Raw genomic sequence first — 25,445 nt, forward strand, 5'->3', positions numbered from 1 at the left:
GATTCATCAACATTTTCTTCATGGCGTGGCCATTCGCCTCGTGTACCGCAGAATATAAACACATAAAATCAATGGGTTACATAATTGCCCTTATTTTAGTCACTTCGATTCAACCCCAGGTCAAAGGCCGCCTGGGCCCCTTTGCACACCATCTCTCCCACAGGCTTATCCACAGGGTCCGGGGATAGTTGGAAGCTTGAGCGAAGACCCCCCTCCCGATATGCCGACACGCATGGAATCCGCAGATCCGCCGGTGGAATCGATCGGCAGCGGCCTCGCCGTGTTGGAGGCGGCGCTGCCCTCCCTGCCGCTCTCGCCGGGCGTCTACCGCATGCTCGACGGCAAGGGCGACGCGCTCTACGTCGGCAAGGCGCGGGCGCTGCGCAAGCGCGTCACCGCCTATACCCAGACCTCCCGCCTGCCCGAGCGCCTGCGCCGCATGGTGCACGAGACGCGGCGCGTGGAGGTCATCACGACCTCCTCCGAGGTCGAGGCGCTGCTGCTCGAAGCCAATCTCATCAAGAAGCTGCGGCCGCGCTACAATATCGTCCTGCGCGACGACAAGTCGTACCCCTGGCTCCTGGTCAGCGACGACCACCCCTTCCCGCAGATCGCCAAGCACCGCGGCGAGCGCCGCAAGGGCGCCGCCTATTACGGCCCCTTCGCCAGCGTCTGGGCGGTGAACCAGACCATCACGGCGCTGCAGCGCGTCTTCCTGCTGCGCACCTGCCGGGACACGGTCTTCGACACGCGCGACCGGCCCTGCCTGCTCTACCAGATCAAGCGCTGCTCGGCCCCCTGCGTGGAGCGGGTGACCCAGGACGAATACGGTGCGCTGGTCGCCGAGGCGAAGCAGTTCCTGGCCGGCGAGGTGCCGACCATCCAGCGACGCCTCGCCGCCGAGATGGAGCAGGCGGCCGAGGCCCTGGAGTTCGAGCGCGCGGCCTCGCTGCGCGACCGCATCCGCGGCCTCACCCAGATCCAGGGCAACAGCCGCATCAACATGGACGGCGTGGGCGACGCCGACGTGGTGGCGCTGCACATGGCGGCCGGGCAGTCCTGCGTGCAGGTCTTCTTCTTCCGCGGCGGCCGCAACAACGGCAACCGGCCCTACTTCCTCACCCATGCCCGCACCGACATCACGCCGGAGGAGGTGATGGGCAGCTTCCTCGCCCAGCTCTACGACGACCTGCCGCCGCCGCCGCTCATCCTGCTCAGCCACGAGGTCGAGGAAGCGCCGCTGATCGCCGAGGCGCTGGCCGTGAAGGCCGGCCGCAAGGTGGAGCTGCACCGCCCGCAGCGGGGCGACAAGCGCGACGTCGTCGTCCATGCCGAGACCAATGCCCGCGAGGCGCTGGAGCGGAAGCTCGCGGAATCCACCGCGCAGGGCCAGCTGCTGGACGGGGTGCAGAAGCTGTTCGACCTGCCGGAGCGGCCGGAGCGCATCGAGGTCTACGACAACAGCCACATCATGGGCACCAACGCCTATGGCGCGATGATCGTCGGCGGGCCGCAGGGCTTCAACAAGGGCGCCTATCGCAAGTTCAGCATCAAGTCCGCCCTCACGCCCGGCGACGACTTCGCCATGATGCGCGAGGTGCTGGAGCGCCGCTTCGGCCGCGCCCTGAAGGAGGACCCCGCCCGCGCCGAGCCCGGCTGGCCGGACCTCGTGGTGATCGACGGCGGCCAGGGGCAGCTCACCGCCGCGCGCGAGATCATGGCCGGCCTCGGGCTGGACGACATCCCGCTGGTCGCCATCGCCAAGGGCGTTGACCGCGACGCCGGCCGGGAGTGGTTCCACATGGCCGGCCGCGAGGCCTTCCAGCTCCCGCCGCGCGACCCGGTGCTCTACTACCTCCAGCGGCTGCGCGACGAGGCGCACCGCTTCGCCATCAACACCCACCGCGCCGGCCGCGCCAAGGCGCTGACCCGCTCGGAGCTGGACGACGTGCCGGGCGTCGGGCCCAAGGTGAAGCGCGAGCTGCTGAACCACTTCGGCTCGGCCCGCGGGGTGCGCAATGCCGGCGAGCAGGACCTCGCCCAGTGCCCCGGCGTCGGCCCCGCGCTGGCCCGCCGGATTCACCAGCATTTCCACCCTGGCTCCGGGCAAGCTACATAGGGGCCGTGCCAACGGACCTGCCCAACCTCCTGACCCTGTCGCGGATCTTCGCGATCCCGTTGCTGGTGCTGCTCGTTGCCGTGCGCCAGCCCTGGTTCGACTTCGCGGCCTGCGTGCTGTTCTCGGCGGCCGCGATCACCGACTACTTCGACGGCAAGATCGCGCGGGACCGCAAGATCGTCTCCGACTTCGGCCGCATGCTGGATCCGATCGCCGACAAGCTGCTGGTGGGCGCGGCCCTCATGCTGCTCGCCGGCTTCGAGCGGCTGCCCAACTGGGCGCTGCTGCCGGCCATCGTCATCATGCTGCGCGAGATCCTCGTCTCCGGCCTGCGCGAGTATCTGGCCGGCCTCAATGTCGGGCTGCCCGTCACCGCGCTCGCCAAGTGGAAGACCGGCTTCCAGATGGGCGCGCTCGGCACGCTTCTCGCCGGCGACAGCGGGGCGCGGATGGTCGGCCTGGGCTTCCTGCCGGTGTCGCTGATCGGCGAGATCATGCTGTGGACTGCAGCCGCGCTGACGCTGGTCACGGGCTGGGATTATTGGGTGGCGGGCCTACATCACGTCAGCCGCGACGCGCCTCCGCTGGAGTCGCCCAAGCGGCCTTGAGAAGGTTGGCGCCTCGGCGCATGTTGCGCCGCGGCGGGGTTTCGGGAGTTTGGGTATGCGGTTGAAGACGTCGGGGCCAAAGGTGCTTCTGCTGCTGGGCCTCGGGACGGTGCTGTCCGGCTGCTCGACCTTCGAGTCCGGCTTCGCCTCCGCCACAGGGTGGATGTCCGGCGTCTCCGATCGCTACGGGCCGAGCTGGGGCGGCATGCGCCCGGCGATGCCGTCGGACAGCCTGACGGTGCAGCGCATCCGCAACCGCGGCACGCCCGAGGCGCTCGCGCCGCTGACCACCGAGCCCGGCGACGTCTGGCCGCGCGAGGAAGGCCCACGCGCCACGCTGGCCAATCCGGACGAGGCGCTGCGCGGCTTCCGCCCCGGCGAGGAGGTTCCGCCCCCGCGCCGCCGCGGCAGCGCGGGGCTGCCGGCCGATCCGGTCGTGCCGGGCCTTCCGCCCATGCCGGCCTTCGATCCGCCCCCGCCCCCGCCGCCCAGCGCGAACCGCACCGACACGCCGCGCACGGACGGCCAGGTGATCTTCACGCCGCAGGGCCCGGTCAACACCACGGGCAGCACCGGCCGGGTGCAGACGACGATCTCGCCGCAGGGCTCCGGCCTCGCCATCCAGGATGGCCCCGTGACCACCATCATCGGCCCGGGCGGCAACGTCCAGCAGGTGCCGACACCGCGCTAGACCATGATGAGTTCGCACCCGCTCACCGACTCACGGCCTGGCTTTTCCGTTTGGCGCGGGATTCAGACCTGCGGCGCCTTCGCACCTGCGGTCATCCCGCTCGCCCGGCGCGGGATTCAGACCTGCGGCGCCTTCGCGCCTGCGGTCATCCCGCTCTAACCCCATGCAGATCCTGTATTTCGCCTGGGTTCGGGAGAAGGTCGGGGCCGCCGGGGAGGAGATCGCGCTGCCCGAGGGCGTGCGGAACGTCGGCGCGCTGATGCGCCACCTGGGCTCGCTGAGTCCCCGCCACGCCGAAGCCTTCGCCAACCCCACGGCGATCCGCGCGGCCGTGAACCAGGATTTCGCGACCGCCGAGGCCGCGGTCGCCGATCGCGACGAGGTCGCCTTCTTCCCGCCCGTCACCGGAGGCTGAGCATGGCGCGCATCGCCGTGCAGGAAGCGCCCTTCGACCTCGCGGCGGAGAGCACGGCGCTCAGCGCCGGCCGCACGGATGTGGGCGCGATCGCAAGCTTCGTGGGCCTCTGCCGCGCCGATGACGGGCTGTCGGCGATGGTGCTCGAGCATTATCCGGCGATGACGGAACGAGCGCTGGAAAAGATCGTCGCGGAAGCGGAGGCGCGCTGGCCGTTGACGGGCTGCACCGTCATCCACCGCGTCGGCCGGCTGGAGCCGGGCACGCCCATCGTTCTGGTGTTGACGGCAAGTTCGCACCGCGCGGCGGCGCTGGAATCCTGCGCCTTCCTGATCGACTGGCTGAAGACCAAGGCCCCCTTCTGGAAGCGCGAGGAATTTCTGGCCGGCGGCGCGCGCTGGGTCGAGGCGAAGGCCGGGGACGACGCCGCGGCCGATCGTTGGTGAGGGCCGGACCTTAATTGTCGCGGGATTCAGACCCCCGGCGCCTTCGCGCCTTCGGTCATCCCGCTCTCGCGATCCTCGCGGGCGGGCTGCTGCTGATCTGGCCGGCCTTCCTGAATCGCTACCCGATCCTGTTCAGCGACAGCGGCGCCTTCATCGCGCAGACGGTCGAGCCGCTGATGATCTGGGACAAGCCCTGGATCTACGGGCCCTTCGCCTGGATATTTCATCAACACGTCACGCTCTGGGGCACGGTCGCCGCGCAGGGGCTGATCGTGTCGCATCTGGTCTGGCTGCTGGCGCGCGTGCTGGGACGCGCGGCGGCCTGGCGGCATGTCGCGGTCTGCGCCGCGCTGGCCCTGCTCACAGCGGCGCCCTGGTCGGCCGCCCTGGTGATGCCCGACATCCTGACGCCGGTCGCCGTGCTCTGCGCGGCGCTGCTGGGTTGGGGGTGGGACCGGCTGGGCCGTGCCGAGCGCGCCTGGCTGATCGTGCTGGGCGGCGTCGCCACCGCCTCGCACCTCTCGAACCTGCCGGTGATCTTTGCGTTGGTCGTGCTGGCCGCGATCCTGCGCGCGGGCTGGGGCACGGTTCTGCGCGTGGCCCTGCCGCTGACAGGCGCGGTGCTGCTGCTGCTCGGCACCAACCTGGTGGGGCACGGGCGGCTCGCGCTCTCGCCCTATGGCAGCACCTTCCTCCTCGCGCGGCTGATCGCCGACGGGCCGGCCGCGCGCACCATCGAGGCCCGCTGCCCCGATTCCGGCTGGTACCTCTGCGCCTTCGCCGGGCGGCTGCCGACCAATTCCGACGTCTTCCTCTGGGTGCCGGACAGCCCGGTGAACCGGCGTCCAGACGGGACGCCCATCTTCCTGGGCGGCATGGTGCTGGCGCCCGAGGCCAGCGCGATCATCGCCGAGACGCTGCGGCGCGAGCCGCTCGCCGTGATCCGCGACGGGATCGCGAACTTCATCGCCCAGCTCCGCCGCTCGCAGATCGGCGACACGCTCTCGCGGCACGATGTGGGAATGGGCGTGCGACCGGAGATCGCGAAGGGGTTTCCCGCGGCGGAGCTGGCCCGCTTCGACGCCTCGCTGCAGATGCGCGACGGGCTGAAACCGGCCGGGCGGATGTTCAACCCGGTCTTCTCGATCGCGCTGGTCCTCGCCAGCCCTGTCGCGCTGCTGGCCTGGTGGCGGGCGCATCGGGCGCACGACCTTCGGAGCCTGGGGCTGCTGCTGTGCCTGCTGGTCGGCCTCACGGGCAACGCGCTGGCGACGGGAGCGCTGTCCATGCCGCACCACCGCTACCAGGCGCGCGTGGTCTGGCTGCTGCCGCTGGCGGCGATGCTCTTCTGGCGGCGGCCCGACCTCAGGGCCTGAGGATCCAGAGAAGTCCCAGCGCCACCAGGGCCGGCACGCCGAAGACGACCAGCGCGATCGGCAGTTCCTGCATCACCGTGTAGCCGGCGCGGGTGACGCCGATCCACAGGTTCACCGCCGTGGCGATCAGCCAGATCAGGAGGAAGAGCTGCAGCGCGGTGGCGGGCTGGCCGATGGCTCGCCCGGCGATGGCCATGCCGGCCAGCAGGACCAGCCCGCCGCCAATAATCAGGATCGTGTGCATGCGAAGCCCCGCCCGTGCCGCCACGGCATAAGGGCCGGCCTTGGGGCCGGCCCCCTGCCTCCATCCAATTATGTCAGGCTTTGGCATGCGGTGCGAGGAGGTCCTCCAGGCCAATTCGCCGAAACAGCTCCGCCCTGACACGGTCGGCAACGCCGTTTACGACCTCGGCACCGTCCTGCGAGGGGTCGACATGGACGCGGAATGGCCGCTTGCCGAAGGGCAGGTCCACCACCTCAGCGATGGCACGTGCTACCTCGGCCGCGTCGGCATCCGCGGGCTCCAGCGCGGCGAGGCCCTTCAGCGCCTGCTCCGGGACGCCGGCATAGGGGCCCTCGTTGTATTCAGCGGCCCGCTCCTTGTCGTCCGGCGCGCCGGAATGGGCGAAGTGGTTCGTGCCCTTGGTGAAGGCGCCGGGCACGATGATCGAGGTCTCGATGCCCCATCGCGTCAGCTCGCTGGCATAGGAGACGGCCAGGCTGTCCATCGCCGCCTTGGCCGCGAAGTAGGGCGAGAGGTAGGGCGGCGTGCCGCCCCGCGTGCTGCTCGACGAGACCCAGACCACCAGGCCCTTCCCCTGCTGCCGCAGCTGCGGCAGCGCCGCGCGGTTCACACGCTGGGTGCTGAGCACGTTGATGTCGTAGAGCTCGGCGAACTGCTCCGGCGTGAAGGCCTCGGCGGGACCGAAGGACATGTGGCCGGCATTGTGCACGATCACGTCCAGGCGGCCGGCCTCGGCGATGATCCGGGCGATGCCCGCCTCCACCGAGGGGTCGCTGGCCACATCGAGCTCGACGCTGCGCAGGTCCACCTTGTGCCCGGCGGCGTAGTCCGCCGCATTCTTCACCTGGTCGGCGTTACGACCCTGGGTGGCGCGCATGCCGGCGTAGACGATGTGGCCGGCATCGGCGAGGGCACGGGCGGTGAGGGCGCCGAAGCCGCTGGAGGCTCCGGTGACGACGATGACCTTCTTGTCCATGACACTTCGCTCCTGTCTTCGCGGGTTCAGACGAGGCCGCCGTTGGCGCGCAGGACCTGGCCGTTGATCCAGCCGCCGTCCGGGCCGGCGAGGAAGGCGACCGCGGCGGCGATATCCTCGGGCGTGCCCAGCCGCTCCAGCGGGTTCATCTTCGCCATGCGCTCGACGAGTTCGGGCGACTTGCCCGTGAGGAAGAGGTCCGTCGCGGTCGGCCCCGGCGCCACGGCGTTCACCGTGATGTTCCGGCCGCGCAGCTCCTTGGCCAGGATCGGCGTGATGCCCTCGATCGCGGCCTTGGTCGCGACGTAGACACCGTAGGTCTCCAGCTTCAGGCCGACCACGCTGGTGGAGAAGTTCACGATCCGGCCGCCGTCGCGCAGCTTGCGGGCCGCCTCGCGCAGCGCGTTGAAGCTGCCCTTGAGGTTGACGGCGATCTGACTGTCGAAGAGGGCGTCATCGCTCTGGGCGATGGTGGCCAGCTTCATGATGCCGGCGTTGTTCACCAGCACGTCCACGCCACCGAAGGCCGTCTCGGCCGCCTCGAACATGCGGGCGACGGCCGCGGGGTCGGCCACGTCGGCCTGAGCGGAGATGGCCTTGCCGCCGGCCGCCTCGATCTTGCGGACCAGCGCCTCGGCGGGGGCCTGGCTGCCGGCGTAGTTCACGACGACGGTGAAGCCGTCGCGGGCCAGGCGCTCGGCGACCGCGGCGCCGATGCCGCGCGAGGCTCCGGTCACGATGACGACCTTGTTGGTTTCAGAGTGGCTCATGGGTTTGTTCTCCGGTGGTCCGCCGGTCCGTCCGGCTGGTGGGAGGAAGATGACCCTTTTCGATCTGCGGATAATCATGCGATATTCGGCAATACTTTCCGGATTTATCGAACAATCCCATGGATCGCCTGGATGCGATGCGGGTCTTCACCCGGGTGGTGGAGCGCCGCAGCTTCACATCAGCCGCGCAGGACACCGGCCTGCCGCGCTCGACCGTGACGGATGCGGTGAAGCAGCTGGAGGCGCGGCTCGGCGTGCGGCTGCTGCAGCGGACCACGCGGCATGTGAGCCCGACGCTGGACGGCGAGGCCTATTACCGCCGCTGCATGGTGCTGCTGGCGGATCTCGAGGAGGCCGAAGGCGCCTTCGATGGCACGAAGCCGAAGGGCGTGCTGCGCGTGGAGGTGCAGGGCACGCTGGCGCGGCATTTCATGCTGCCGGGGCTGCCACGCTTCTTCGCCGCCTATCCCGAGATCGAGCTGCACATGAGCGAGGGCGACCGTTGGGTGGACCTCGTGCGCGAGGGCGTGGACTGCGTGCTGCGCTTCGGCAACCTGCCGGACAGCGACATGGTCGCTCGGCGCGTGACGATGCTGGAGCGGCTGACCTGCGCCTCGCCGGAGTATCTGGAGAAGCACGGCACGCCCGCGGACTGGCAGAGGCTGGAGGGTCACCGGATGGTGGGCATGCGCTCGCTCACGACGGGCCATCTGCGGCCGCTGCAATTCCTGGTGGGGGGCGAGCCGCGCTTCGTGACGCTGCCAATCACCATGTCGGTGACCGGCCCCGAGAGCTACCTGCCGACGACGCGGCTCGGCTTCGGGATCGCGCAGCTGCCGCGCTTCCACATCGAGGAGGAGCTGGCACGCGGGACGCTGGTCCCGATCCTGCCGGACTGGCCGCCCGCGCCGATGCCGGTGTCCATCCTGTATCCGCGCAACCGCCAGCTATCCCCGCGCGTGCGCATCTTCATCGACTGGCTGGCGGGAGAATTCACCGGAGGTGCAGGAACATGGTGAACATACATGTTCACCCTGCCGGGTGCTCGAGGGGCAAGGCCCCTCGATCTACAGCCGCGGAGCCAGCCCGCCCACGCCCGTCGCGAACTCCAGCTGCGCCAGCGCGGTGAGGTACTGCGCCCTTGCATTGTTCGCCGCCACGCGCGTCGCGTTCAGCGTGCGCAGCGCGTCCAGCACGTCGAGCAGGTTGCGGCCGCCGGCAAGATAGGCCTGCTCCGAGCTGCGATAGGCCTGCTCCGCCCGGCTCAGCGCGCCGCCGGTGTAGAGCCGCAGCAGCGCGCGCGCCTGCTCGTAGGCGGACCAGGCGGTGGCGAAGTCGGCGCGGGCCTGGAGGAGCGTGTTCTGCGCCAGGGCCTCGCTCTGGGCCTGCTGGCCCTGGGCGGCGCCGATGTTGCCGCGCGTGATCCGGCTGGTGAAGAGCGGCACCGAGAGGTTCAGCGTGAACTGGTTGCTGGCGATCAGCGGCTGGGAGGAGCTCGGCAGGTCCTGCGAGAGCTCGGAGCGCCCCCAGCCGCCGTTCACCGTCACGTCGCGCCAGCGCTGGGCCTCGGCGAGGCTGGTGTTGGCGCCGGCGGCCGAGGCCTGCCGCGCGGCCACGACCACGTCCGGGCGGCTCTGCACCGCATCGCCCAGCGTGCCACGCGCGACGCCGATATCCGGCACGATGTCGAAACGGCCGCGAATGTCGATGGCCATGGAGGGCAGCGCCACGCGCAGGGGATCGCGGCTCGGCGGCGCCGGCGGCACGGGGGCCGCGGCATCGAGGGCCAGCGCCACGGCCACCTGCGCGACGGCCGCGGCATAGGCCTGGGCCGCGGTGGTGACATCGGCCTCGAAGGGCACGCGGCTGGCCTGGAAGCGCAGCAGGTCGCCCTCGGGCAGCGCCCCGTCCTGGACCTGACGGCGCAGCAGCGCCTCGGTGCGATCGAGGCTGCCGCGATTGGCCAGCGCGACCTCGAGATTGGCGCGGGCGGCCAGCGCCGCGATGAAGTTCTGGCGCAGCGCGAAGACCTGGTTGCGCAGGGCGTCGAGCACCTGCGCCTCGGCGACGGCGATGTTCTCGTTGGCGAAGCGGGTGCGCAGCTCGCGCTTGCCGCCGAGCTCGACCAGGACCGTCAGGCCCAGGTTGATGTTGTTGTTCGGCCCGTGAACGCGCGCGCCCTGCAGGCCGTCGCGCCGGGTCTCGTTGAACTCGCCGATCGTGTTGCCGATGCTGACCTGCATGGGCGGCCGCGAGGAGGCGACGAGGCGCTGCGCGCGGGCGATGTCGATGCCGCGCTGGGCCGCGATGACGGTCAGATTGCGGTCGATCAGCCGTTGCTCGGCCTGGTCGAGGGTGAGCACGCGGGTCTGGCCGGGCAGCGGCAGGGCCTGCATGCCGGGGCCGGCCGCGCGCGGCTGGCGCGCCGGCGGCGGGGTGGCGGGAGTGGGCGCCGGCGCCTGGGCCAGCGCGGGCGCGGCCGCACAGAGCGCGGCCAGAACCAGCATTGGCCTCATGCCGGCAGCCCCGCGCGCTCACGGCGTGCGGCAAGCGCCGCTTCCTGGCGCGCGAGGTCGCGCGGACGGCCGAGACGGTCGATCAGCGCCGGGAAGACCACGAGGATGAAGATCGGCACCAGCCCGATGCCGCCCACCACCACGATGGCCAGCGGCTTGGTCACGTCGGCGCCGATGCCGGTCGCGAGCGCCATGGGCAGCAGGCCGAAGAAGCTCGCGAAGCAGGTCATGAAGACCGGGCGCAGGCGGTCCTGGCCGGACTGGTCCAGCGCGGGCTTCCAGGACATGCCCTCGTGCCGGAGGTGATTGAAATGCGAGAGCATGATGATCCCCTCCATGACCGTGATGCCGAAGAGCGCCAGGAAGCCGATGGCCGCCGGCACGGAGAAGTTCAGCCCCGCGACGCCCAGCGCCATGATGCCACCGACGAGTGACAGGGGTACCATCGCCATCACCAGCAACATCTCCCGCACATTACCAAACTGCACATAAAGCAGGACCATGATGATGAGGAGCGCCACGGGCACGATATTGAGCAATCGTGCTACCGCCTCCTGGAGGTTGCGGAACTCGCCCAGCCAGTCGAGCCGGTAGCCGGGCTCCAGATGCACCTCGCGGGCGATGAGCGCCTGTGCCTCCAGCACCGCGCTCGCCGGGTCGCGGCCGCGGACGGAGAAGCGGATGGGCACGTAACGCGTGCTCTCCTCGCGATAGACATAGGCCGTGCCGGAGGAGAGCTCGATATTCGCGACGTCGGACAGCACCGCGCCGCGCGGCCCGCCCACCGGGATGCGCCGGATCGCGTCGATGCTGTCCCGGAACGGCGCGGCCAGCCGGACCGTGATAGGGAAGTTGCGGTCGCCGCCGGGCTCGTAGAGCCGCCCGGCCTCGCGCCCGCCGATCGCGGCCTGCACCACCTCGTTGATGTCGTCCACCTGCAGCCCGAAGCGCGCGGCGCGCGCCCGGTCGATCCGCACGGAGACGGTCGGCTGTCCCAGCGTCGGGAAGATGGCGATGTCGGTCAGCCCGCGCACCTGGGTGAGCAGCCCGCGGATCTGCTCGGCATGCTGGGTCAGCAGCTCGAGGTCGGGGCCGTAGACCTTGATGGCATTGGCGCCTTTCACGCCCGAGGCGGCCTCCTGCACGTTGTCGCTGATCGCCTGGGCGAAGCTGAACTGCACGCCGAGGAAGCGCTCGGAGAGCCGCGCGTTGATGGCGGCGACGAGCCCGTCGCGGTTGCGCGCGGTGGTCCATTGATCCGGTGGCCGGAGGGGCACGAAGAACTCGGCGTTGAAGAAGCCGGCGCTGTCCGTGCCGTCGTCCGGTCGGCCCTGCTGCGAGGTGACGGTGATCGCCTCGGGGAATTCCATCAGCGTGGCGCGGATGCCCTGGACGGTGGGCTGCCCCTCCTCCAGCGAGATGGTGCCGGGCATGGTGGCGCGGACCCAGAGGTTGCCCTCCTCCAGGGTCGGCAGGAACTCCGCGCCGAGATGCGAGAGCACCAGGATCGCGAGCGCGACCAGCACCGCCGCGACGACCAGCGCGAATTCCCGCGCCGCCATGGCGAGGCGGTAGAGCTTGCCGTGCACCCAGCGCAGGCCGCGGACCAGCGGCGTGTCGCGCTCCTGGCTGTCCTCGCGCAGCAGCACGGCGGAGAGCGCGGGCACCACCGTGAAGGCGGCGATCAGCGAGCCGCCGATGGCATAGGCGTAGGTCTTGGCCATGGGGCCGAAGATGCGGCCCTCGATGCCGCCCATGGTGAAGAGCGGGATGAAGGCCACGATGACGATGAGCAGCGCGAAGAGGATGGGCTTGCCCACCTCGCTGCCGGCGCGCAGCACGGTGAGCGAGATGCCCGAGAGCCCGCCCGCCGCCTGCGGGTTGGCGTAGAGATGCGGGTTGCGCCGGGCGAGCGCCAGGTGGCGGTAGATGTTCTCGACCATGATGATGGTCGCGTCCACCAGCAGGCCGAAGTCCAGCGCGCCGATGGAGAGCAGGTTGGCGCTCTCGCCGCGCGCCAGCATGACCATGACGGCGAAGAAGAAGGCGAAGGGGATGGTGGCCGCGACCACGACGGCGCCGCGCAGGTCGCCCAGGAAGAGCCACTGGATCACCAGGATCAGCATCACGCCGACGATGATGTTGTGCACCACCATGTGGGTGGCGACCTTCACCAGGTCCTCGCGGTCGTAGAGCGGCACCACATGCACGCCGGGCGGCAGGACGCCGCCGGCATTGATGCGCGCCACCTCGTCCTGCACGCCGCGGATGGTGGGCAGGGTCTGCTCGCCACGGCGCATGAGCACGGTCGCCAGCACCACGTCGTCGTCGCGCTCGTGGCCGGCGATGCCGAGGCGCGGCAGGCTGCCGATCTCGATGGCCGCGACGTCTGAAAGCAGGATCGGCGTACCGTCGGCCGAGGCCGACAGGACGATGTTGCGGATGTCCTCGACGCTGCGGATCAGGCCGATTCCCTGCACGACGGCGGCCTGCGGCCCGATGTTGATGGTGCCCGCGCCCACCGTGGCGTTGCCCGCCCTGACGGCGTCGATCACCGCCGGCAGCTGCAGCCCGTAGGCGTTCATCCGGCCGAGGTCGATCGTCACGTTGTAGGACTTGCTGCGGCCGCCGAAGCTGGTCACGTCCACCACGCCGGGGACGCGCTTGAAGCGGCGCTCCAGCACCCATTCCTGCAGGGTCTTGAGGTCGTCCGGCGAGAAGCCGGGCGGGCCGACGACGCGATAGCGCATGATCTCGCCGATGGGCGAGAGCGGGCTGATGGTCGGGTTCGCGCCGTCCGGCAGGTCGCGCAGGACGGCGAGGCGGTTCAGCACCTGCTGCAGCGCCTGCTCGTAGGTGAAGGCAAAGGTGAACTGCACGCGCACGTCCGAGAGGCCGAAGAGGCTGGTCGAGCGGATGGAGTTCAGGTTCGGCAGGCCCGCCATGGCGAGTTCCACCGGGATGGAGACGTAGCGCTCGATCTCCTCGGCCGAGGCGCCGGGGTTCTGCGTGATGATCACGACCTGCGGCGGCACCGGGTCGGGATAGGCCTCGATGTTCAGCTTGAGGAAGCCATAGGCCCCCACGGCCACGAAGACGATGAAGAGGAGAATGACCAGCGCCCGCTGCTGGAGCGAGATGGCGACAAGCTGACGCATCAGGGCGTGCTCAGTCGATGCGCGAGGCGCGGTCGATGAAGAGGGCCCCGCCGGTGACGACACGGTCGCCGTCGGCGAGGCCGGCACGGGCCTCGATCATGTCGCCCGAGCGGATGCCCGGCGTGATCCGGCGCATGACGAAGCGCTGATCGGCCAGCGCCACCCAGACATTGGCCTCGTTGCCGCGGAAGATCACGGCGCTGGCCGGCACGGCGGGGGCGCGGGACGCCTCGCCGACCTCGATGCGGAACGTCGCGAACATCTCGGGCCGCAGCTCGTTGTCGGGGTCCCGGATCTCGGCCATGACCATGAGGCGGCGCGTCATGGGGTCGAGGCCGGCGGCCGTGCGCACGATGCGCGCATCGAAATGCCGGTTCGGCAGCGCATTGACCATGACGTCCACGGGCTGGCCCACCCGGATCATCGGCACGTCCATCTCGCGCACATTGGCGATGAGCCACATGGTCGAGAGGTCGGCGATGGTGAAGACCGGGTCGCCCTGGCCGGCGGTGAGCCACTGGCCGGGGCCGGCGCGGCGCTGGGTGATGGTGCCGGCAAGCGGTGCGGTGACGGTGATGACGCCGCTGACCTGGCGGGTGCGCTCGATCTCGGCGATCTGGTCGGGCGTGCGGCCGAGGACGCGCAGCCGGTCGCGGTTGGCCTCGGCCTGGGCGCTGGCGCTGCGCAGGTCGGATTCGGCGGCGGCGGCCGCGGCGCGGGCCTGCTCCACGTCACGCTGCGAGGCGGCGCGGGCGGAGAAGAGCGAGGCCTGCCGGGCATCCTCGCGCCGCGCCTGGGCGAGGGCGACATTGGCCTTCTGCATGTTGTCGAGCGCGTTCAGCAGGTCGTTGGCGGCGCCGGTGACATCGGGCGTCTCGATCTCGTAGAGCGGCGCGCCGGCCTCGACGCGGTCGCCGACGCGGGCGAAGGCGCGCATCACCCGGCCCGTATAGGGCGAGAGCATGGGGGTCGAGCGATCGTCGTTGTAGGCGATGCGGCCCTCGGCCATGCGCTCGGGGCGGAACTCGCGCGAGGCGACGGGCTCGATGCGCAGGGCGCGCATCTCGTTCTCGTTCAGGCGGAACTCGCCCTCGGGCAGCGCGGCGGCCGTCGACGCCGTGGCGGCCGCCGGCTTCTCGACGTGATTCAGGTAGTAGTAGGCGCCGCCGCCCAGCACCAGGACGAGACCCAGCCAGGGCAGGAACCGGCGCACGGGACGGACCGCCGCGGTCAGCTCCGAGGAGGGCGCCGACGAAGCCGTCGAGGCCTGGGGCTCGGCGCGCTGGTCGAGCTTGGGCGGTTCCTGGTGAATCACGTTCATGAATGTCCCGAACCATCCACGCGAAGGGAGAGGCCAGTCGAATTCGACGCCACGATAGGGCCCCGCGATGGAGAACGTACATTAACCGAAGCTGAACGAAGCCGGTAGCGACACTCGATGAAATTCTGTCCATCTGGGCCGGAACCCAGGCTTGGCCTTCGGTATGGCGCTTAGCATGAAAACAGAGAGCGATCCGAAAGTTCAAAGCTGAAACCTGCGACAGAATAGGCGGCCGGGCCTTTTCAGACGGGCAGGAGCGGCTGGGGATCGAGCCAGAGCCGGTACCAGCCCAGGCCGAAATGCAGGTGGGGGCCAGTGACGCGGCCGGTCGCGCCCATGGCGCCAATCCGGTCTCCCACGCGGACCTCCTGCCCCTCCCGGACCTCGATCGCGGAGAGGTGCGCATAGAGCGTGTTCACCCCATGCCCGTGGTCTAGCACCAGGACCCGGCCGAAGAAGTGGAACTCGGCCGCCAGGGTGACGCGGCCGGAGCAGGCAGCGTGGATCGGCGTGCCGACGGGGCCGGCGACGTCCAGGGCGAAATGGGGCTGGCGGGGCTGGCCGTTCAGGATCCGCTGGCTGCCGTAGATCCCGCTGATGCGCCCTCGCGCCGGCCAGGCGAGGCCGGCGGCGAAGTCGGTGCGGGGGGTGTCGAGGCCGCGGACGGCGGAAAGCCGCTCGCGCTCCACGCGGATGCGTTCCAGCGTGGCGGCGTCGGGCGTCACCTGGGCCGGCGGCAGGCCGTTGATGTGCTGGACGTCCCAGTGGCGGGGCGCGACCTCGATCGTGCGGGCGGCGCCGTTCTCGGTCAGGGTGGCGCGGGGGCCGTGGTCGCGGCCGAAGCCCATGACGAAGAGGCCGTCGGGCGAGACGCGCACCGCCTGGCCGTCCAGCGCCAGCCGCGCGCCGACGGCGCCCCGGCCGAGGAGCATGGCGCCCTGGGCCGGCATGCCGCGCCATTCCAGCGCGGCGGCCGGCCGCGCCAGCAGAAGCGCCGGCAGGGCCAGCGCGGCACGGCGGTTCAAAACAGCAGTCCCTGGACGGGCTTGGCCGGGGCGGCGGAGACACCGACGCTGCCGTCCTGGAAGGTCAGGGTCAGCTTCGCGCCCGGCGCGATCTCGGCGGCGGCGGTGATCGTCTTCCCGCCCGCGCCCTGCACCAGCGCGAAGCCGCGGGCCAGGACGGCGTTGTAGCTGACCGCCTCCAGCCGGGCGGCGAGGCCCTCCACCCGGGCGGCGCGCTCGCGGATCAGGCCGAGCACCGGCGCCGGCGAGAGCCGCGCCAGGGCCGGAGCGGCCTGCCGCCGCGCCTGGGTGCGGGCCCAGGCGGCATTCATCCGCTGGTCCAGCGCCTGCATGGCGTTACGGCCGGCGGCGATGGCCTCGCGCGGATGGCGGAGATGAGCGCCGAGCCGCGCCACCTCCTGTCGCTTGGCCAGGACGAAGCCGGGCAGCGCCGTCCGCAGCCGCTCGCCGCGATCGTCGAGCCGCTGGCGGAGCTGGTTCACCATCGCCGGCAGGTCGGGCAGGCCGCGCTCGGCACGGTGCAGATGGAGGCGGCTCTCGCGCAGCCTGGCCGCGATGCACTGGGCGATCCGCGAGCCGCTATGGGCGATGTCGGCGGCCAGCTCCACGCGGGAGGGCACCGCCAGCTCGGCGGCGGCGGTCGGGGTGGGCGCGCGGCGGTCGCTGGCGAAGTCGATGAGGGTGGTGTCGGTCTCGTGCCCCACGGCGGAGATGAGCGGGATGGTGGAGGCGGCGGCCGCGCGGATCACGATCTCCTCGTTGAAGGCCATCAGATCCTCCAGCGAGCCGCCGCCGCGAGCGACGATGATCACGTCGGGCCGGGGGATGCGCCCGCCCAGGGGCAGGGCGGAGAAGCCGGTGATGGCGGCGGCGATCTTCTCCGCCGCGCCCTCCCCCTGCACCGGGACCGGCCAGAGGATCACATGCCGGGGAAATCGGCGGGCCAGGGTGGTGCGGATGTCCTGGATGACGGCGCCGCGCTCGCTGGTCACCACGCCGATCACGACCGGCAGCAGGGGCAAGGCACGCTTGCGCTCCGGGGCGAAGAGGCCCTCGGCCAGCATCGCCAGCCGGAGCCGCTCGATGCGGGCCAGCAGGGCGCCCTCGCCGGCATATTCCAGCTTCTCGATGATGAGCTGGTACTTGGAGCGGTCGCCATAGGTGGAGACCCGGCCGGTCGCGATCACCTCCAGCCCGTTCTCCGGCTTGAGCCCGACTCGGGAGACGGCGCTCTTCCAGATCACGCTTTCGATCTTGGCGTTCTCGTCCTTGAGCGAGAGGTAGATGTGGCCCGAAGGGTAGGGCTTCACCTCGGTCAGCTCGCCGCGGACGCGGACGCGCTGGAAGGCGCCCTCCAGGGTGCGCTTGATGGCGCCGGCCAACTCGCCCACACCGTATTCGGGAATGTTTCCGCCGGTTCCGTCCATCGCATGAGTATAGGACGGATCGCGGCGTTGCGGAGGCAGGCAGCAGTGAAGGTCGGGGCATGAGAGTTCTGGTGGTGGGCGGCGGCGGCCGCGAGCATGCGCTGTGCTGGGCGATCGCGGCCTCGCCGCTGCTGACGCGGCTGATCTGCGCGCCGGGGAACCCGGGGATCGCGGAGATCGCCGAGTGCTTCCCGGTGGGTTCCGAGGACATTCCCGGCATCGTGGCGCTCGCGAAGCGGGAGGCCATCGACCTCGTGGTGGTCGGCCCCGAGGCGCCGTTGACCCTCGGCATGGCCGATGCCTGCGCCGAGGCCGGCATCGCCTGCTTCGGCCCGCGCAGGGCGGCGGCGCTGCTGGAGGGCAGCAAGAGCTTCTTCAAGGAGATCGCCAATGCCGCCGGCGCGCCCACCGCCGCGCATGGCCGCTTCACCGAGGCCGCCGCGGCGCGCGCCTACATCCGGGAAAAGGGTGCGCCCATCGTGGTGAAGGCGGACGGGCTGGCCGCCGGCAAGGGCGTGGTGGTCGCAGCCACGGTGGAGGAGGCCGAGCAGGCCGTCACCGAGATGATGGAGGACGGCATCCACGGCGCCGCCGGCTCCACCCTGGTCATCGAGGAATGCCTGATCGGCGAGGAGATCAGCTTCTTCGCCTTGTGCGATGGCACGCATGCCGTCCCGCTCGGCGCGGCCCAGGACCATAAGCGCGTGGGCGACGGCGACACCGGCCCCAACACCGGCGGCATGGGCGCCTATTCCCCACCCCCGGCCTTCACCGAGGCGCTGCAGGCCGAGGTGATGAAGAGCTGCGTCACCCCCGTCCTGGCCGAGCTCGCGCGCCGCGGCACGCCCTTCCAGGGCGTGCTCTTCGCCGGGCTGATGCTGACGGCGGACGGCCCCAAGCTGCTGGAGTTCAACGTCCGCTTCGGCGATCCGGAGTGCCAGGCGCTCATGCTCCGCCTGCGCAGCGACCTGCTGCCGGCGCTGCTCGCCGCCACCCAGGGCGAGCTCAAGGATTTCGACCTGCGCTGGGAGAAGCTCGCCAGCATCGTGGTCGTCATGGCGGCCGAGGGCTATCCGGCCAGGCCCCGGAAAGGCACGGAGATCCGCGGGCTGGAAGCGGCCGCGCAGGTGCCGGGCGTGCAGGTCTTCCATGCCGGGACGGCGCGCGACGAGGAAGGGCGGCTGGTCGCCAATGGCGGGCGCGTGCTGGGCATCGCGGCGACCGGCGCGACCTTCCGGGAGGCGCGCGAGGCGGCCTATGCCGCCGTCGCGAAGGTCGATTGGCCGGAAGGGTTCTGCCGCACCGATATCGGCTGGCGGGCTCTCTGAGAGGGCGTTCCGCGCCCAGCCCCCGGCCTGGAGGATCGCCGCGGGTGGAATCGCCGGGGGGCGTGAGCCAGGCTCTCGAAACGACAGGCGGAAGCTTTCGCCCCAGGCCCTTGCAGGCGGGAAATTCTAGCGGATGAGCCCCATCTCCCGCAGCAGCGGCGGCATGTCACGGTACATGTCCGAGACATAGGTGGCGTAGTCGGCGCCGCCCCGCCACTGCGGCATCAGGTTGAGCCGCGCGAGGAGCACCGCGTGCTCCGGTTCCCGCGTGGCCTTGTGGAAGCCCTCGATCAGCGTCTCGGCCATCTGCGGCGGCATGCCTTTCGGGCCCGCCAGACCGGAAAGATAGTCGAAGGCCACGTCGAAGCCCTGCTCCCGGATCGTCGGGACGTCCGGATAGCGCTCCATCCTTGTGCGGGCCGTGATCCCCAGCAGCCGGACGTCGCCGCTCTGGATCATGCCCGCCGCGGCACCGATGGTGTCGAACATGACGTCCACGTCGCGGCTGAGCACCGCATTCAGCCCGGGCGCCGGGCCCGACATCGGGACGAAGAGGAAGCGGATGCCGGTCCGGTATTCGAGCAGCTTCATGCCGAAGGGCGGGCTGGCCGGCGTGCCGCTGCCGGCAAGGGAAATTCCCTCCGGCCGGGCGCGCGCCCGCTCCACCAGATCCTGCATGCTCCGGATCGGGCTGTCCTTCAGCACGACGAAGCCCAGTGCCATGTTGTTGAGCCCGGCGAGATGGGTGAAGTCGCGGGTCGAATCATAGTCGCACGGCTGCACGAGCGGCAGGCGCCAGCTCGCATCGGTGGCACCGACCAGGACCGAGCCGTCGGCCGGCTGCGTCTTCACATAGGTCATGCCGATGGAACCGGAGGCGCCAGGGCGGTTCTCCACCACGAGGCTGCGCTGCAGGAAGCGCCCGGCGATGGGCGCCAGCCCGCGCAGATAGGCGTCAAAGGTGCCGCCCGCCCCCCAGGGGCAGATGATGCGGATGGGCTTGTCGGGCAGCGCGGCGCGGGCCGATGCGGCCAGGGGCAGCATGGCCGCGGAGGCCAGCCATCGGCGACGGGTCGTCGAGGTCACGTCGATCTCCTCCTGGTGCTGGCCCGGCTTCCCTGTCCGCCATGCTGCGACATGCGACGCGCCCTCGGCAAGGCACCGGCCGGATCCGTTCCATCCGCGAAATACCGTCGCGGAAGGCGAGGCACGGCCGATTCTTAAGTCTTTCCGCTGGCATCCGATGATGGCAGTGTCCCGCGCAAATCGAGGGAAGGCCCGAGCCAGGATGAGCACCTACACGCACCCGGAAACCATTGCCCTGCATGGCGGCAGCCATCGCGCGGATCCGTCCATGGGCTCGGTCGCCGTACCGATCCATCAGACGACCAGCTTCCAGTTCCACGACACGGGCCATGCCGCCCGGCTCTTCGGCCTCGCCGAGCTCGGCAACATCTACTCCCGCATCATGAACCCGACGAACGACGCGCTGGAGACGCGCGTGGCGCAGCTCGAGGGCGGCGCGGCCGCGCTGAGCGTGGGCTCGGGCCAGGCGGCGACGACCTTCACGGTGATGAATCTCTGCGAGGCCGGCGACAACATCGTCAGCAGCACCGATCTCTATGGCGGCACCTGGAACCTCTTCGCCAATACGATGAAGCAGTTCGGCATCGAGGTCCGCTTCGTGGATCCCGCCGATCCCGAGGCCTTCGCCCGCGCCACCGACGCCCGCACCCGCGCCTATTATGCGGAAACCCTGCCCAACCCGAAGCTGCAGGTCTTCCCGATCGGCGAGGTGGCGGCGATCGGCCGGAAGCTCGGCGTGCCGCTCATCATGGACAACACGGCGGCCCCCATCCTGTGCCGGCCCTTCGAGCACGGCGCGGCGATCGTGATGCACTCCACCACCAAGTGGATCGGCGGGCACGGGACCAGCATCGGCGGCATCGTGGTCGACGGCGGCAATTTCGACTGGGAGGCGGGCGGCGACCGCTTCCCCACGCTGAACAAGCCCGACCCCAGCTACCACGGCGCCGTCTGGAGCCAGGCGGCCAAGCCGCTCGGCCCCATCGCCTATATCCTGCGCATGCGGACCTGCCTGCTGCGCGACATCGGCGCGCCCATGTCGCCCTTCAACGCCTTCATGTTCCTCCAGGGGCTGGAGACGCTGCCCCTGCGCATGGAGCGGCACTGCTCCAACGCGATGAAGGTCGCGGCCTTCCTCTCAGGGCATCCGGACGTGGTGAAGGTGATCCACCCCTCGGTCATGACGGGCGAGTCCAAGCGCCGCGCCGACGCCTATCTCAAGGGCGGCTACGGCAGCCTCCTCGGCTTCGAGCTGAAGGGCGGCAAGGAGGCCGGGCAGGCCTTCATCGAAAAGCTGAAGATGTTCTACCACGTCGCCAATATCGGCGACGCGCGCAGCCTCGCGATCCATCCGGCGACCACCACGCACAGCCAGCTCGACGAGACCGAGCAGGCCGCGAGCGGCGTGACGCCCGGCTATATCCGCCTCTCCATCGGCATCGAGCATATCGACGACATCCTGGCGGATCTGAAGCAGGCGCTCGCCTAGGCTAGGCGCCGCGCGGCTCCTATAACGGCCTCCGATGACGTTCCGGCCATCGGAGGCCCCATGAACTTCTACGGTTCCTTTCCCAGCACCCGCATGCGGCGCAACCGCCTTAATGCCTGGACGCGCGCGCTCACCGCAGAGAACCGGCTGACGCCGGCCGACCTGATCTGGCCGATCTTCCTCACCGAGGGCGAGAACAAGATCGTCCCCGTGGACAGCATGCCCGGCATCGTCCGCGTCTCCGTGGACCGCGCGGCGGAGCATGTGGCCGAGGCCGCGGCGCTCGGCATCCCCGCCGTCGCCCTCTTCCCCTACACGCCGATCGAGGACCGCGACGACGAGGGCACCGGCGCCGTCGACCCGGACAACCTGATGTGCCGCGGCGCGCGCGCGCTGAAGGCGGCGCATCCGAACCTCGGCCTGATCGGCGACGTCGCGCTCGACACCTACACCAGCCACGGCCATGACGGCGTGCTGCGCGACGGCTACGTCCACAACGAGGACACGGTGGAGATCCTCTGCCGGCAGGCCGTTCTCATGGCCGAGGCCGGCGTGGACGTGATCGCGCCCTCCGACATGATGGACGGCCGCATCGGCACCATCCGCAAGGCGCTGGACGACAAGGGCCTGATCCACACGCGCATCATGAGCTACGCGGCGAAATACGCCTCGGGCTACTATGCGCCCTTCCGCGACGCGGTGGGCAGCACGGGCGCGCTGATCGGCGACAAGAAGACCTATCAGATGGACCCCGCCAACAGCGACGAGGCCCTGCGCGAGGTCGCGCTCGACATCGCCGAGGGCGCCGACATGGTCATGGTGAAGCCCGGCCTGCCCTATCTGGACATCGTGCACCGCGTGAAGACGGAGTTCGGCCTGCCCACCTTCGTCTACCAGGTCAGCGGCGAGTACTCGATGCTCATGGCGGCCGTCGAGCGCGGCTGGCTCGACCATGACCGCGCGATGATGGAGGCGCTGATCTCCTTCAAGCGCGCGGGCGCCAACGGGGTGCTGAGCTACTTCGCGCTGAAGGCCGCGCGGCTGCTGAAGGCGGGCTGAACCCCGGCGCCTGCGCGCCTTCGGCCGCCCCGCGCTACTTCCGCGGCGCGCCGCCGGCGGCGCCGGAGCGGAAGGCGTTCATCAGCGCGGTGACGTCCGGCCCCACATCGGCCGAGGCGTTGCCGGCGCCGACGAAGATCGCGACGTTGTTGTTCGGCACGCAGTAGATCGTGAAGATGCGGCCGCCCTCGCGCTCGCCCCAGGCGGCGGATTGCGTGGTGTTGAGCGGCCGCAGCCCCACCGAGGCGATGGCCAGAGCGGCCCGCTGCAGGCAGACGTTCATCGGCGTGCCCGGCGGGATGGTCTCGTGGTTGACCACGGCGCCGGTCGCCAGGGCGGGTCCGGCGGCCAGGATGGCGCCGGCCAGGAGCGCCGCGCCGGCCAGTTTCGGGATCACGTGCATCTGTCGCCTCCGTCTTGGTCTGCCGATCCTGGCAAATCGGGAGGCGTCAGGGAATATGATGCGCAGGACATTATCATGGCATCACAGTCGTCCCGGGCCTGGCGGCAGCCCCGCGACAACGCCGGCCTTCCCCGCGAGTTGCCGCTCAACCCTCCAGAAAGCGCAGGATGAGGGCGATCTGCGCGGGGTCCATCAGCGCCGGCGCATGGCCGCAGCCGGGGATGGTCTCGACCGTCACGTCAGCGGACTGGCCCATGCGGGCGGCGGTCCCCGGCAGCAGCAGGTCGGAGCTCTCGCCGCGCAGGACCAGCACGGGACGCTTCACGCAGAGCTCCCAGAGCGGCCAGAGGTCGACGTCGGCGAGCGGGCCCGCCATGGGCTCCACGATGGCAGGGTCGTAGTGCAGCACGAATTTTCCCGAGGCCGTCATGCGGGCGCTGTGCCGCGCCAGATGCGCCCATTCCCCGTCGGTCAGCGGACCGAAGGGCGCGTGGACGCGGCGGAGCTGCGCCTCCACGGCGGCCAGGCTGTCGAATTCCGGAAAGACCTGCAGGTAGTCGCGAATCCGCTCCAGCGAGGCGACGGGGACGAAGGGGCCGATGTCGTTGAGCACCATCCGCCGCATGGCCACGCCCGGCACGGCGCAGAGCCCCATGCCGATCAGCCCGCCCATCGAGGTGCCGACCCAGTCGTACTCGCCGAGCTGCGCCAGCAGCGGCGTCAGCGCGGCGATGTAGGTCGGCACGCCGTAGAGCGCGCCGGCCGGCAGCCAGCCGGAGATGCCGCGCCCCGGCACGTCCGGGCAGATCACCCTCCGGCCCTGCGCGGCCAGCGCCTGGGCCAGCGCGTCGAAGTCCCGGCTGTTGCGGGTGAGCCCGTGCACGCAGACGACGGGCCTGCCGGCGGCCGGGCCCCATTCCGTCCAGCGCAGGGTCAGCGCCCCGAAGTCGAAGGTGCCTCGCAGCGCGCCGATGCGGGGCGTCTCCATCTCAGACGATGCCCTTGCCCTTGAGCTCGGTGATCTCCGAGGGGCCCATGCCCAGCAGCCCGCCCAGCACCTCCTCGTTGTGCTGGCCCAGGGTCGGCGGCGCGCTGCGGTAGGTCGGCGGCGTCGCGGAGAGCCGGACGGGATTGGCCGTGACCTTCACCGTCTCGCCCGACGCATGCTCCATCTCGACCACGCAGCCGCGGGCCACGACATGCGGGTCGGCGAAGACGTCCTTCAGCGTGTTGATGGGACCGCAGGCGATCTTCAGCGCCTCCAGCGCCTCGACCCATTCCGCCGTGGTCTTGCTCTTCATGACCGGCGTCAGCGTGTCGGTGACGAGCTGGCGGTTCTCGACGCGCTTGGGATTGGTGGCGAAGCGCTCGTCGGCCAGCAGGTGCTCCTGGCCGAAATTCTTGCAGAAGCGCTCGAAGGTCGGGTCGTTGCCGACGGCGAGGATCAGGTAGCCGTCCTTGCTCGGGAATTCCTGATAGGGCGAGATGTTCGGGTGCTGGTTGCCCAGCCGTACTGGGTTCTCGCCGGTCGAGAGGTAGTTGGAGCCCTGGTTGGCCAGCCAGGCCACATGCGTGTCCAGCATGCCGATGTCGATGCGCTGGCCCTGGCCGGTGGCGTGGCGGTGGTTCAGCGCGGCGAGGATGCCGATGCAGCCGTAGAGGCCGGCGAAGAGGTCGGCCACCGGCACGCCCGACTTCTGGGGGGAGCCGTTGGGCTCGCCGGTCAGCGACATGATGCCGCCCATGGCCTGGATCAGCGCATCATAGCCGGGGCGCGGCGCGTAGGGGCCGGTTTGCCCGAAGCCGGTGATCGAGCAATAGATCAGCTTCGGGTATTTCGCCGAAAGCTGCTCCCAGCTCAGGCCGTACTTGGCCAGCGCGCCGACCTTGAAGTTCTCGACGAGCATGTCGCAGCTCTCGAGCAGCTTGTGGATGATCGCCTGTCCCTCGGGCTTGGCGATGTCGAGGGTGACAGACTTCTTGTTGCGGTTGACGCCGACGAAATAGGCGCTCTCGCCGCTCTTCGGCCAGACGGGCGGGGCGAAGCCGCGCGTGTCGTCGCCCGATTCCGGCTTCTCGATCTTGATGACCTCGGCGCCCAGGTCGCCCAGCATCTGCGTGCAGGTCGGGCCTGCCAGGACGCGGGTCAGGTCGAGGACGCGCAGGCCGCTAAGCGGACCCGGAGACGGGGTGGACATAAGGACATTCCCTGAAGGCCAAACGACCTTCAGGGATTAAACGCGCCCTGCCGCCGGCGCAATCCGGCTGGGGTTGCTGAAGAATTCCAGCGGCGGAGGATTCGCGGAGGATTTTTCGTGCCTGGAAGGCGCCGGGTGCCGCCCCAGGCGCGCAAAAGACCCGCGAAACCGACCCGCAGGAGTTCTCCGGTAACCCTAGACGCGCTCGAACTTCACCTTCGCGTTCTCGCCCGTGTCCGGCGTCTTCCCGGCCACCAGCGCCTTCACGTAGCCATAGGCGAAGAGGACCTTCGAGCCGGGGCTGTCCCAATACTCGGCGCCGAGCATCTCGACCTCGATGAGGGCCAGGTTCTCGCTCTTGTGGCCCTTGGGGAACCAGAGGCGAGAGGCCTCGGTCCAGAGCTCCTTCTGCTTCGCCTCGTCCTGCATCACCTTGGCGCGACCGGTCACCGAGACGAAGGCCTGGCCGGACGGGTTCGCACAGGCCAGCAGCACGTCGTGGTCGCGGCCGATCTCGAGGGTCTTGGGGCTGTTCACATCGGTGAAGAACCAGACCTTGTCATTCTCGACGCCCATCACGGCCATGGGGCGCGAATGCATGGCACCATCCTCGTCGGCCGTGACGAGCATCACGAAACCGATCTGCTTGATGAGCTCGCGGACCTTGATCCGGGCCTCGTCGTCGGAAATCTGCTGGGTCATGGGGGCTTCCTTTCTGGTTGTCCCTTCAACCGGCGGAGGGCGCGAGGGTTGCCCGGAAGGCCCCATCCGGCGCATGGTCCGCCCGACC

At 70.2% G+C, this 25,445-nt stretch carries 23 protein-coding genes; 10 read left to right on the top strand and 13 right to left on the bottom strand.

The annotated features are described in order from the left end of the window. The first annotated feature begins 232 nt into the window (after positions 1 to 232). The 6 genes from uvrC (at position 233) to AC1ROY_RS14565 (ending at position 5,655) form a co-directional block, all read left to right on the top strand. Positions 233 to 2,119, top strand: coding sequence for an excinuclease ABC subunit UvrC (gene uvrC, locus AC1ROY_RS14540; RefSeq protein ID WP_493149558.1), 1,887 nt, complete (start codon positions 233 to 235; stop codon positions 2,117 to 2,119). A gap of 5 nt (positions 2,120 to 2,124) precedes the next feature. Continuing rightward, a complete protein-coding gene (pgsA, locus tag AC1ROY_RS14545) occupies positions 2,125 to 2,727 on the top strand; it encodes a CDP-diacylglycerol--glycerol-3-phosphate 3-phosphatidyltransferase (RefSeq protein ID WP_493149559.1) in 603 nt (200 codons plus the stop codon). Positions 2,728 to 2,782: 55 nt separating this feature from the next. Further along, on the top strand, positions 2,783 to 3,418 hold the full coding sequence (locus AC1ROY_RS14550) for a hypothetical protein (RefSeq protein WP_493149560.1): 636 nt from the start codon (positions 2,783 to 2,785) through the stop codon (positions 3,416 to 3,418). Positions 3,419 to 3,581: 163 nt separating this feature from the next. Then, positions 3,582 to 3,833, top strand: coding sequence for a molybdopterin converting factor subunit 1 (gene moaD, locus AC1ROY_RS14555; protein WP_493149561.1), 252 nt, complete (start codon positions 3,582 to 3,584; stop codon positions 3,831 to 3,833). A 2-nt stretch (positions 3,834 to 3,835) separates the two neighbouring features. Then, positions 3,836 to 4,279, top strand: coding sequence for a molybdenum cofactor biosynthesis protein MoaE (locus AC1ROY_RS14560; RefSeq protein ID WP_493149562.1), 444 nt, complete (start codon positions 3,836 to 3,838; stop codon positions 4,277 to 4,279). A 14-nt stretch (positions 4,280 to 4,293) separates the two neighbouring features. Further along, positions 4,294 to 5,655, top strand: coding sequence for a hypothetical protein (locus AC1ROY_RS14565; RefSeq protein WP_493149563.1), 1,362 nt, complete (start codon positions 4,294 to 4,296; stop codon positions 5,653 to 5,655). Here AC1ROY_RS14565 and AC1ROY_RS14570 read toward each other — a convergent pair. From AC1ROY_RS14570 to AC1ROY_RS14580, 3 genes are all read right to left on the bottom strand, one after another. Continuing rightward, positions 5,645 to 5,899, bottom strand: a complete 255-nt coding sequence (locus tag AC1ROY_RS14570) for a hypothetical protein (protein ID WP_493149564.1) — start codon at positions 5,897 to 5,899, stop codon at positions 5,645 to 5,647. The genes AC1ROY_RS14565 and AC1ROY_RS14570 overlap by 11 nt on opposite strands. A gap of 73 nt (positions 5,900 to 5,972) precedes the next feature. Further along, complete coding sequence (locus AC1ROY_RS14575) at positions 5,973 to 6,875, bottom strand: SDR family oxidoreductase (RefSeq protein ID WP_493149565.1); 903 nt, start codon at positions 6,873 to 6,875, stop codon at positions 5,973 to 5,975. Positions 6,876 to 6,901: 26 nt separating this feature from the next. Beyond that, positions 6,902 to 7,645, bottom strand: a complete 744-nt coding sequence (locus AC1ROY_RS14580) for an SDR family oxidoreductase (RefSeq protein ID WP_493149566.1) — start codon at positions 7,643 to 7,645, stop codon at positions 6,902 to 6,904. 119 nt (positions 7,646 to 7,764) lie between these two features. Here AC1ROY_RS14580 and AC1ROY_RS14585 point away from each other — a divergent pair, with 119 nt between their 5' ends. Further along, positions 7,765 to 8,664, top strand: a complete 900-nt coding sequence (locus tag AC1ROY_RS14585) for a LysR family transcriptional regulator (protein WP_493149567.1) — start codon at positions 7,765 to 7,767, stop codon at positions 8,662 to 8,664. A gap of 48 nt (positions 8,665 to 8,712) precedes the next feature. Here the strand turns inward: AC1ROY_RS14585 and AC1ROY_RS14590 are convergent, their stop codons facing one another. From AC1ROY_RS14590 to xseA, 5 genes are all read right to left on the bottom strand, one after another. Next, a complete protein-coding gene (locus tag AC1ROY_RS14590; protein ID WP_493149568.1) occupies positions 8,713 to 10,152 on the bottom strand; it encodes a TolC family protein in 1,440 nt (479 codons plus the stop codon). 5 nt (positions 10,153 to 10,157) lie between these two features. Continuing rightward, positions 10,158 to 13,319, bottom strand: coding sequence for an efflux RND transporter permease subunit (locus AC1ROY_RS14595; RefSeq protein WP_493149569.1), 3,162 nt, complete (start codon positions 13,317 to 13,319; stop codon positions 10,158 to 10,160). A gap of 10 nt (positions 13,320 to 13,329) precedes the next feature. Further along, the gene (locus AC1ROY_RS14600; protein ID WP_493149570.1) at positions 13,330 to 14,640 is read right to left on the bottom strand and encodes an efflux RND transporter periplasmic adaptor subunit; all 1,311 of its coding nucleotides are present in this window, start codon (positions 14,638 to 14,640) and stop codon (positions 13,330 to 13,332) included. 242 nt (positions 14,641 to 14,882) lie between these two features. Next, positions 14,883 to 15,665 (bottom strand): M23 family metallopeptidase, encoded by a 783-nt coding sequence (locus AC1ROY_RS14605; protein ID WP_493149571.1) that lies wholly within the window; start codon positions 15,663 to 15,665, stop codon positions 14,883 to 14,885. Next, positions 15,662 to 17,092, bottom strand: coding sequence for an exodeoxyribonuclease VII large subunit (gene xseA, locus AC1ROY_RS14610; RefSeq protein WP_493149572.1), 1,431 nt, complete (start codon positions 17,090 to 17,092; stop codon positions 15,662 to 15,664). The genes AC1ROY_RS14605 and xseA overlap by 4 nt, the downstream gene beginning before the upstream one ends. Before the next feature lie 59 nt (positions 17,093 to 17,151). On the opposite strand from xseA, the gene purD reads away from it, so the two are divergent. Further along, a complete protein-coding gene (purD, locus tag AC1ROY_RS14615) occupies positions 17,152 to 18,420 on the top strand; it encodes a phosphoribosylamine--glycine ligase (RefSeq protein ID WP_493149573.1) in 1,269 nt (422 codons plus the stop codon). A gap of 126 nt (positions 18,421 to 18,546) precedes the next feature. On the opposite strand, the gene AC1ROY_RS14620 is transcribed toward purD, so the two are convergent. Next, complete coding sequence (locus AC1ROY_RS14620; protein WP_493149574.1) at positions 18,547 to 19,506, bottom strand: Bug family tripartite tricarboxylate transporter substrate binding protein; 960 nt, start codon at positions 19,504 to 19,506, stop codon at positions 18,547 to 18,549. Between the two features lie 202 nt (positions 19,507 to 19,708). Between AC1ROY_RS14620 and AC1ROY_RS14625 the strand changes: the two genes are divergently transcribed. Then, positions 19,709 to 20,995: an O-acetylhomoserine aminocarboxypropyltransferase/cysteine synthase family protein gene (locus AC1ROY_RS14625; protein ID WP_493149575.1), complete on the top strand. Its 1,287-nt coding sequence runs from the start codon at positions 19,709 to 19,711 to the stop codon at positions 20,993 to 20,995. Between the two features lie 60 nt (positions 20,996 to 21,055). Continuing rightward, positions 21,056 to 22,054, top strand: a complete 999-nt coding sequence (gene hemB / locus AC1ROY_RS14630) for a porphobilinogen synthase (RefSeq protein WP_493149576.1) — start codon at positions 21,056 to 21,058, stop codon at positions 22,052 to 22,054. Between the two features lie 34 nt (positions 22,055 to 22,088). Here the strand turns inward: hemB and AC1ROY_RS14635 are convergent, their stop codons facing one another. The 4 genes from AC1ROY_RS14635 to AC1ROY_RS14650 form a co-directional block, all read right to left on the bottom strand. Beyond that, positions 22,089 to 22,457 carry a hypothetical protein gene (locus AC1ROY_RS14635; protein WP_493149577.1) on the bottom strand — a complete coding sequence of 123 codons (369 nt, stop codon included), beginning with the start codon at positions 22,455 to 22,457 and terminating at the stop codon, positions 22,089 to 22,091. A 145-nt stretch (positions 22,458 to 22,602) separates the two neighbouring features. Further along, positions 22,603 to 23,445, bottom strand: a complete 843-nt coding sequence (locus AC1ROY_RS14640) for an alpha/beta fold hydrolase (protein ID WP_493149578.1) — start codon at positions 23,443 to 23,445, stop codon at positions 22,603 to 22,605. Between the two features lies 1 nt (position 23,446). Beyond that, a complete protein-coding gene (locus tag AC1ROY_RS14645; protein ID WP_493149579.1) occupies positions 23,447 to 24,655 on the bottom strand; it encodes a CaiB/BaiF CoA transferase family protein in 1,209 nt (402 codons plus the stop codon). Positions 24,656 to 24,850: 195 nt separating this feature from the next. Beyond that, positions 24,851 to 25,357 carry a pyridoxamine 5'-phosphate oxidase family protein gene (locus AC1ROY_RS14650; RefSeq protein WP_493149580.1) on the bottom strand — a complete coding sequence of 169 codons (507 nt, stop codon included), beginning with the start codon at positions 25,355 to 25,357 and terminating at the stop codon, positions 24,851 to 24,853. Between the last annotated feature and the right edge of the window lie 88 nt (positions 25,358 to 25,445).

This window comes from Roseococcus sp. GW821-FHT12F05 (genome assembly GCF_058806835.1).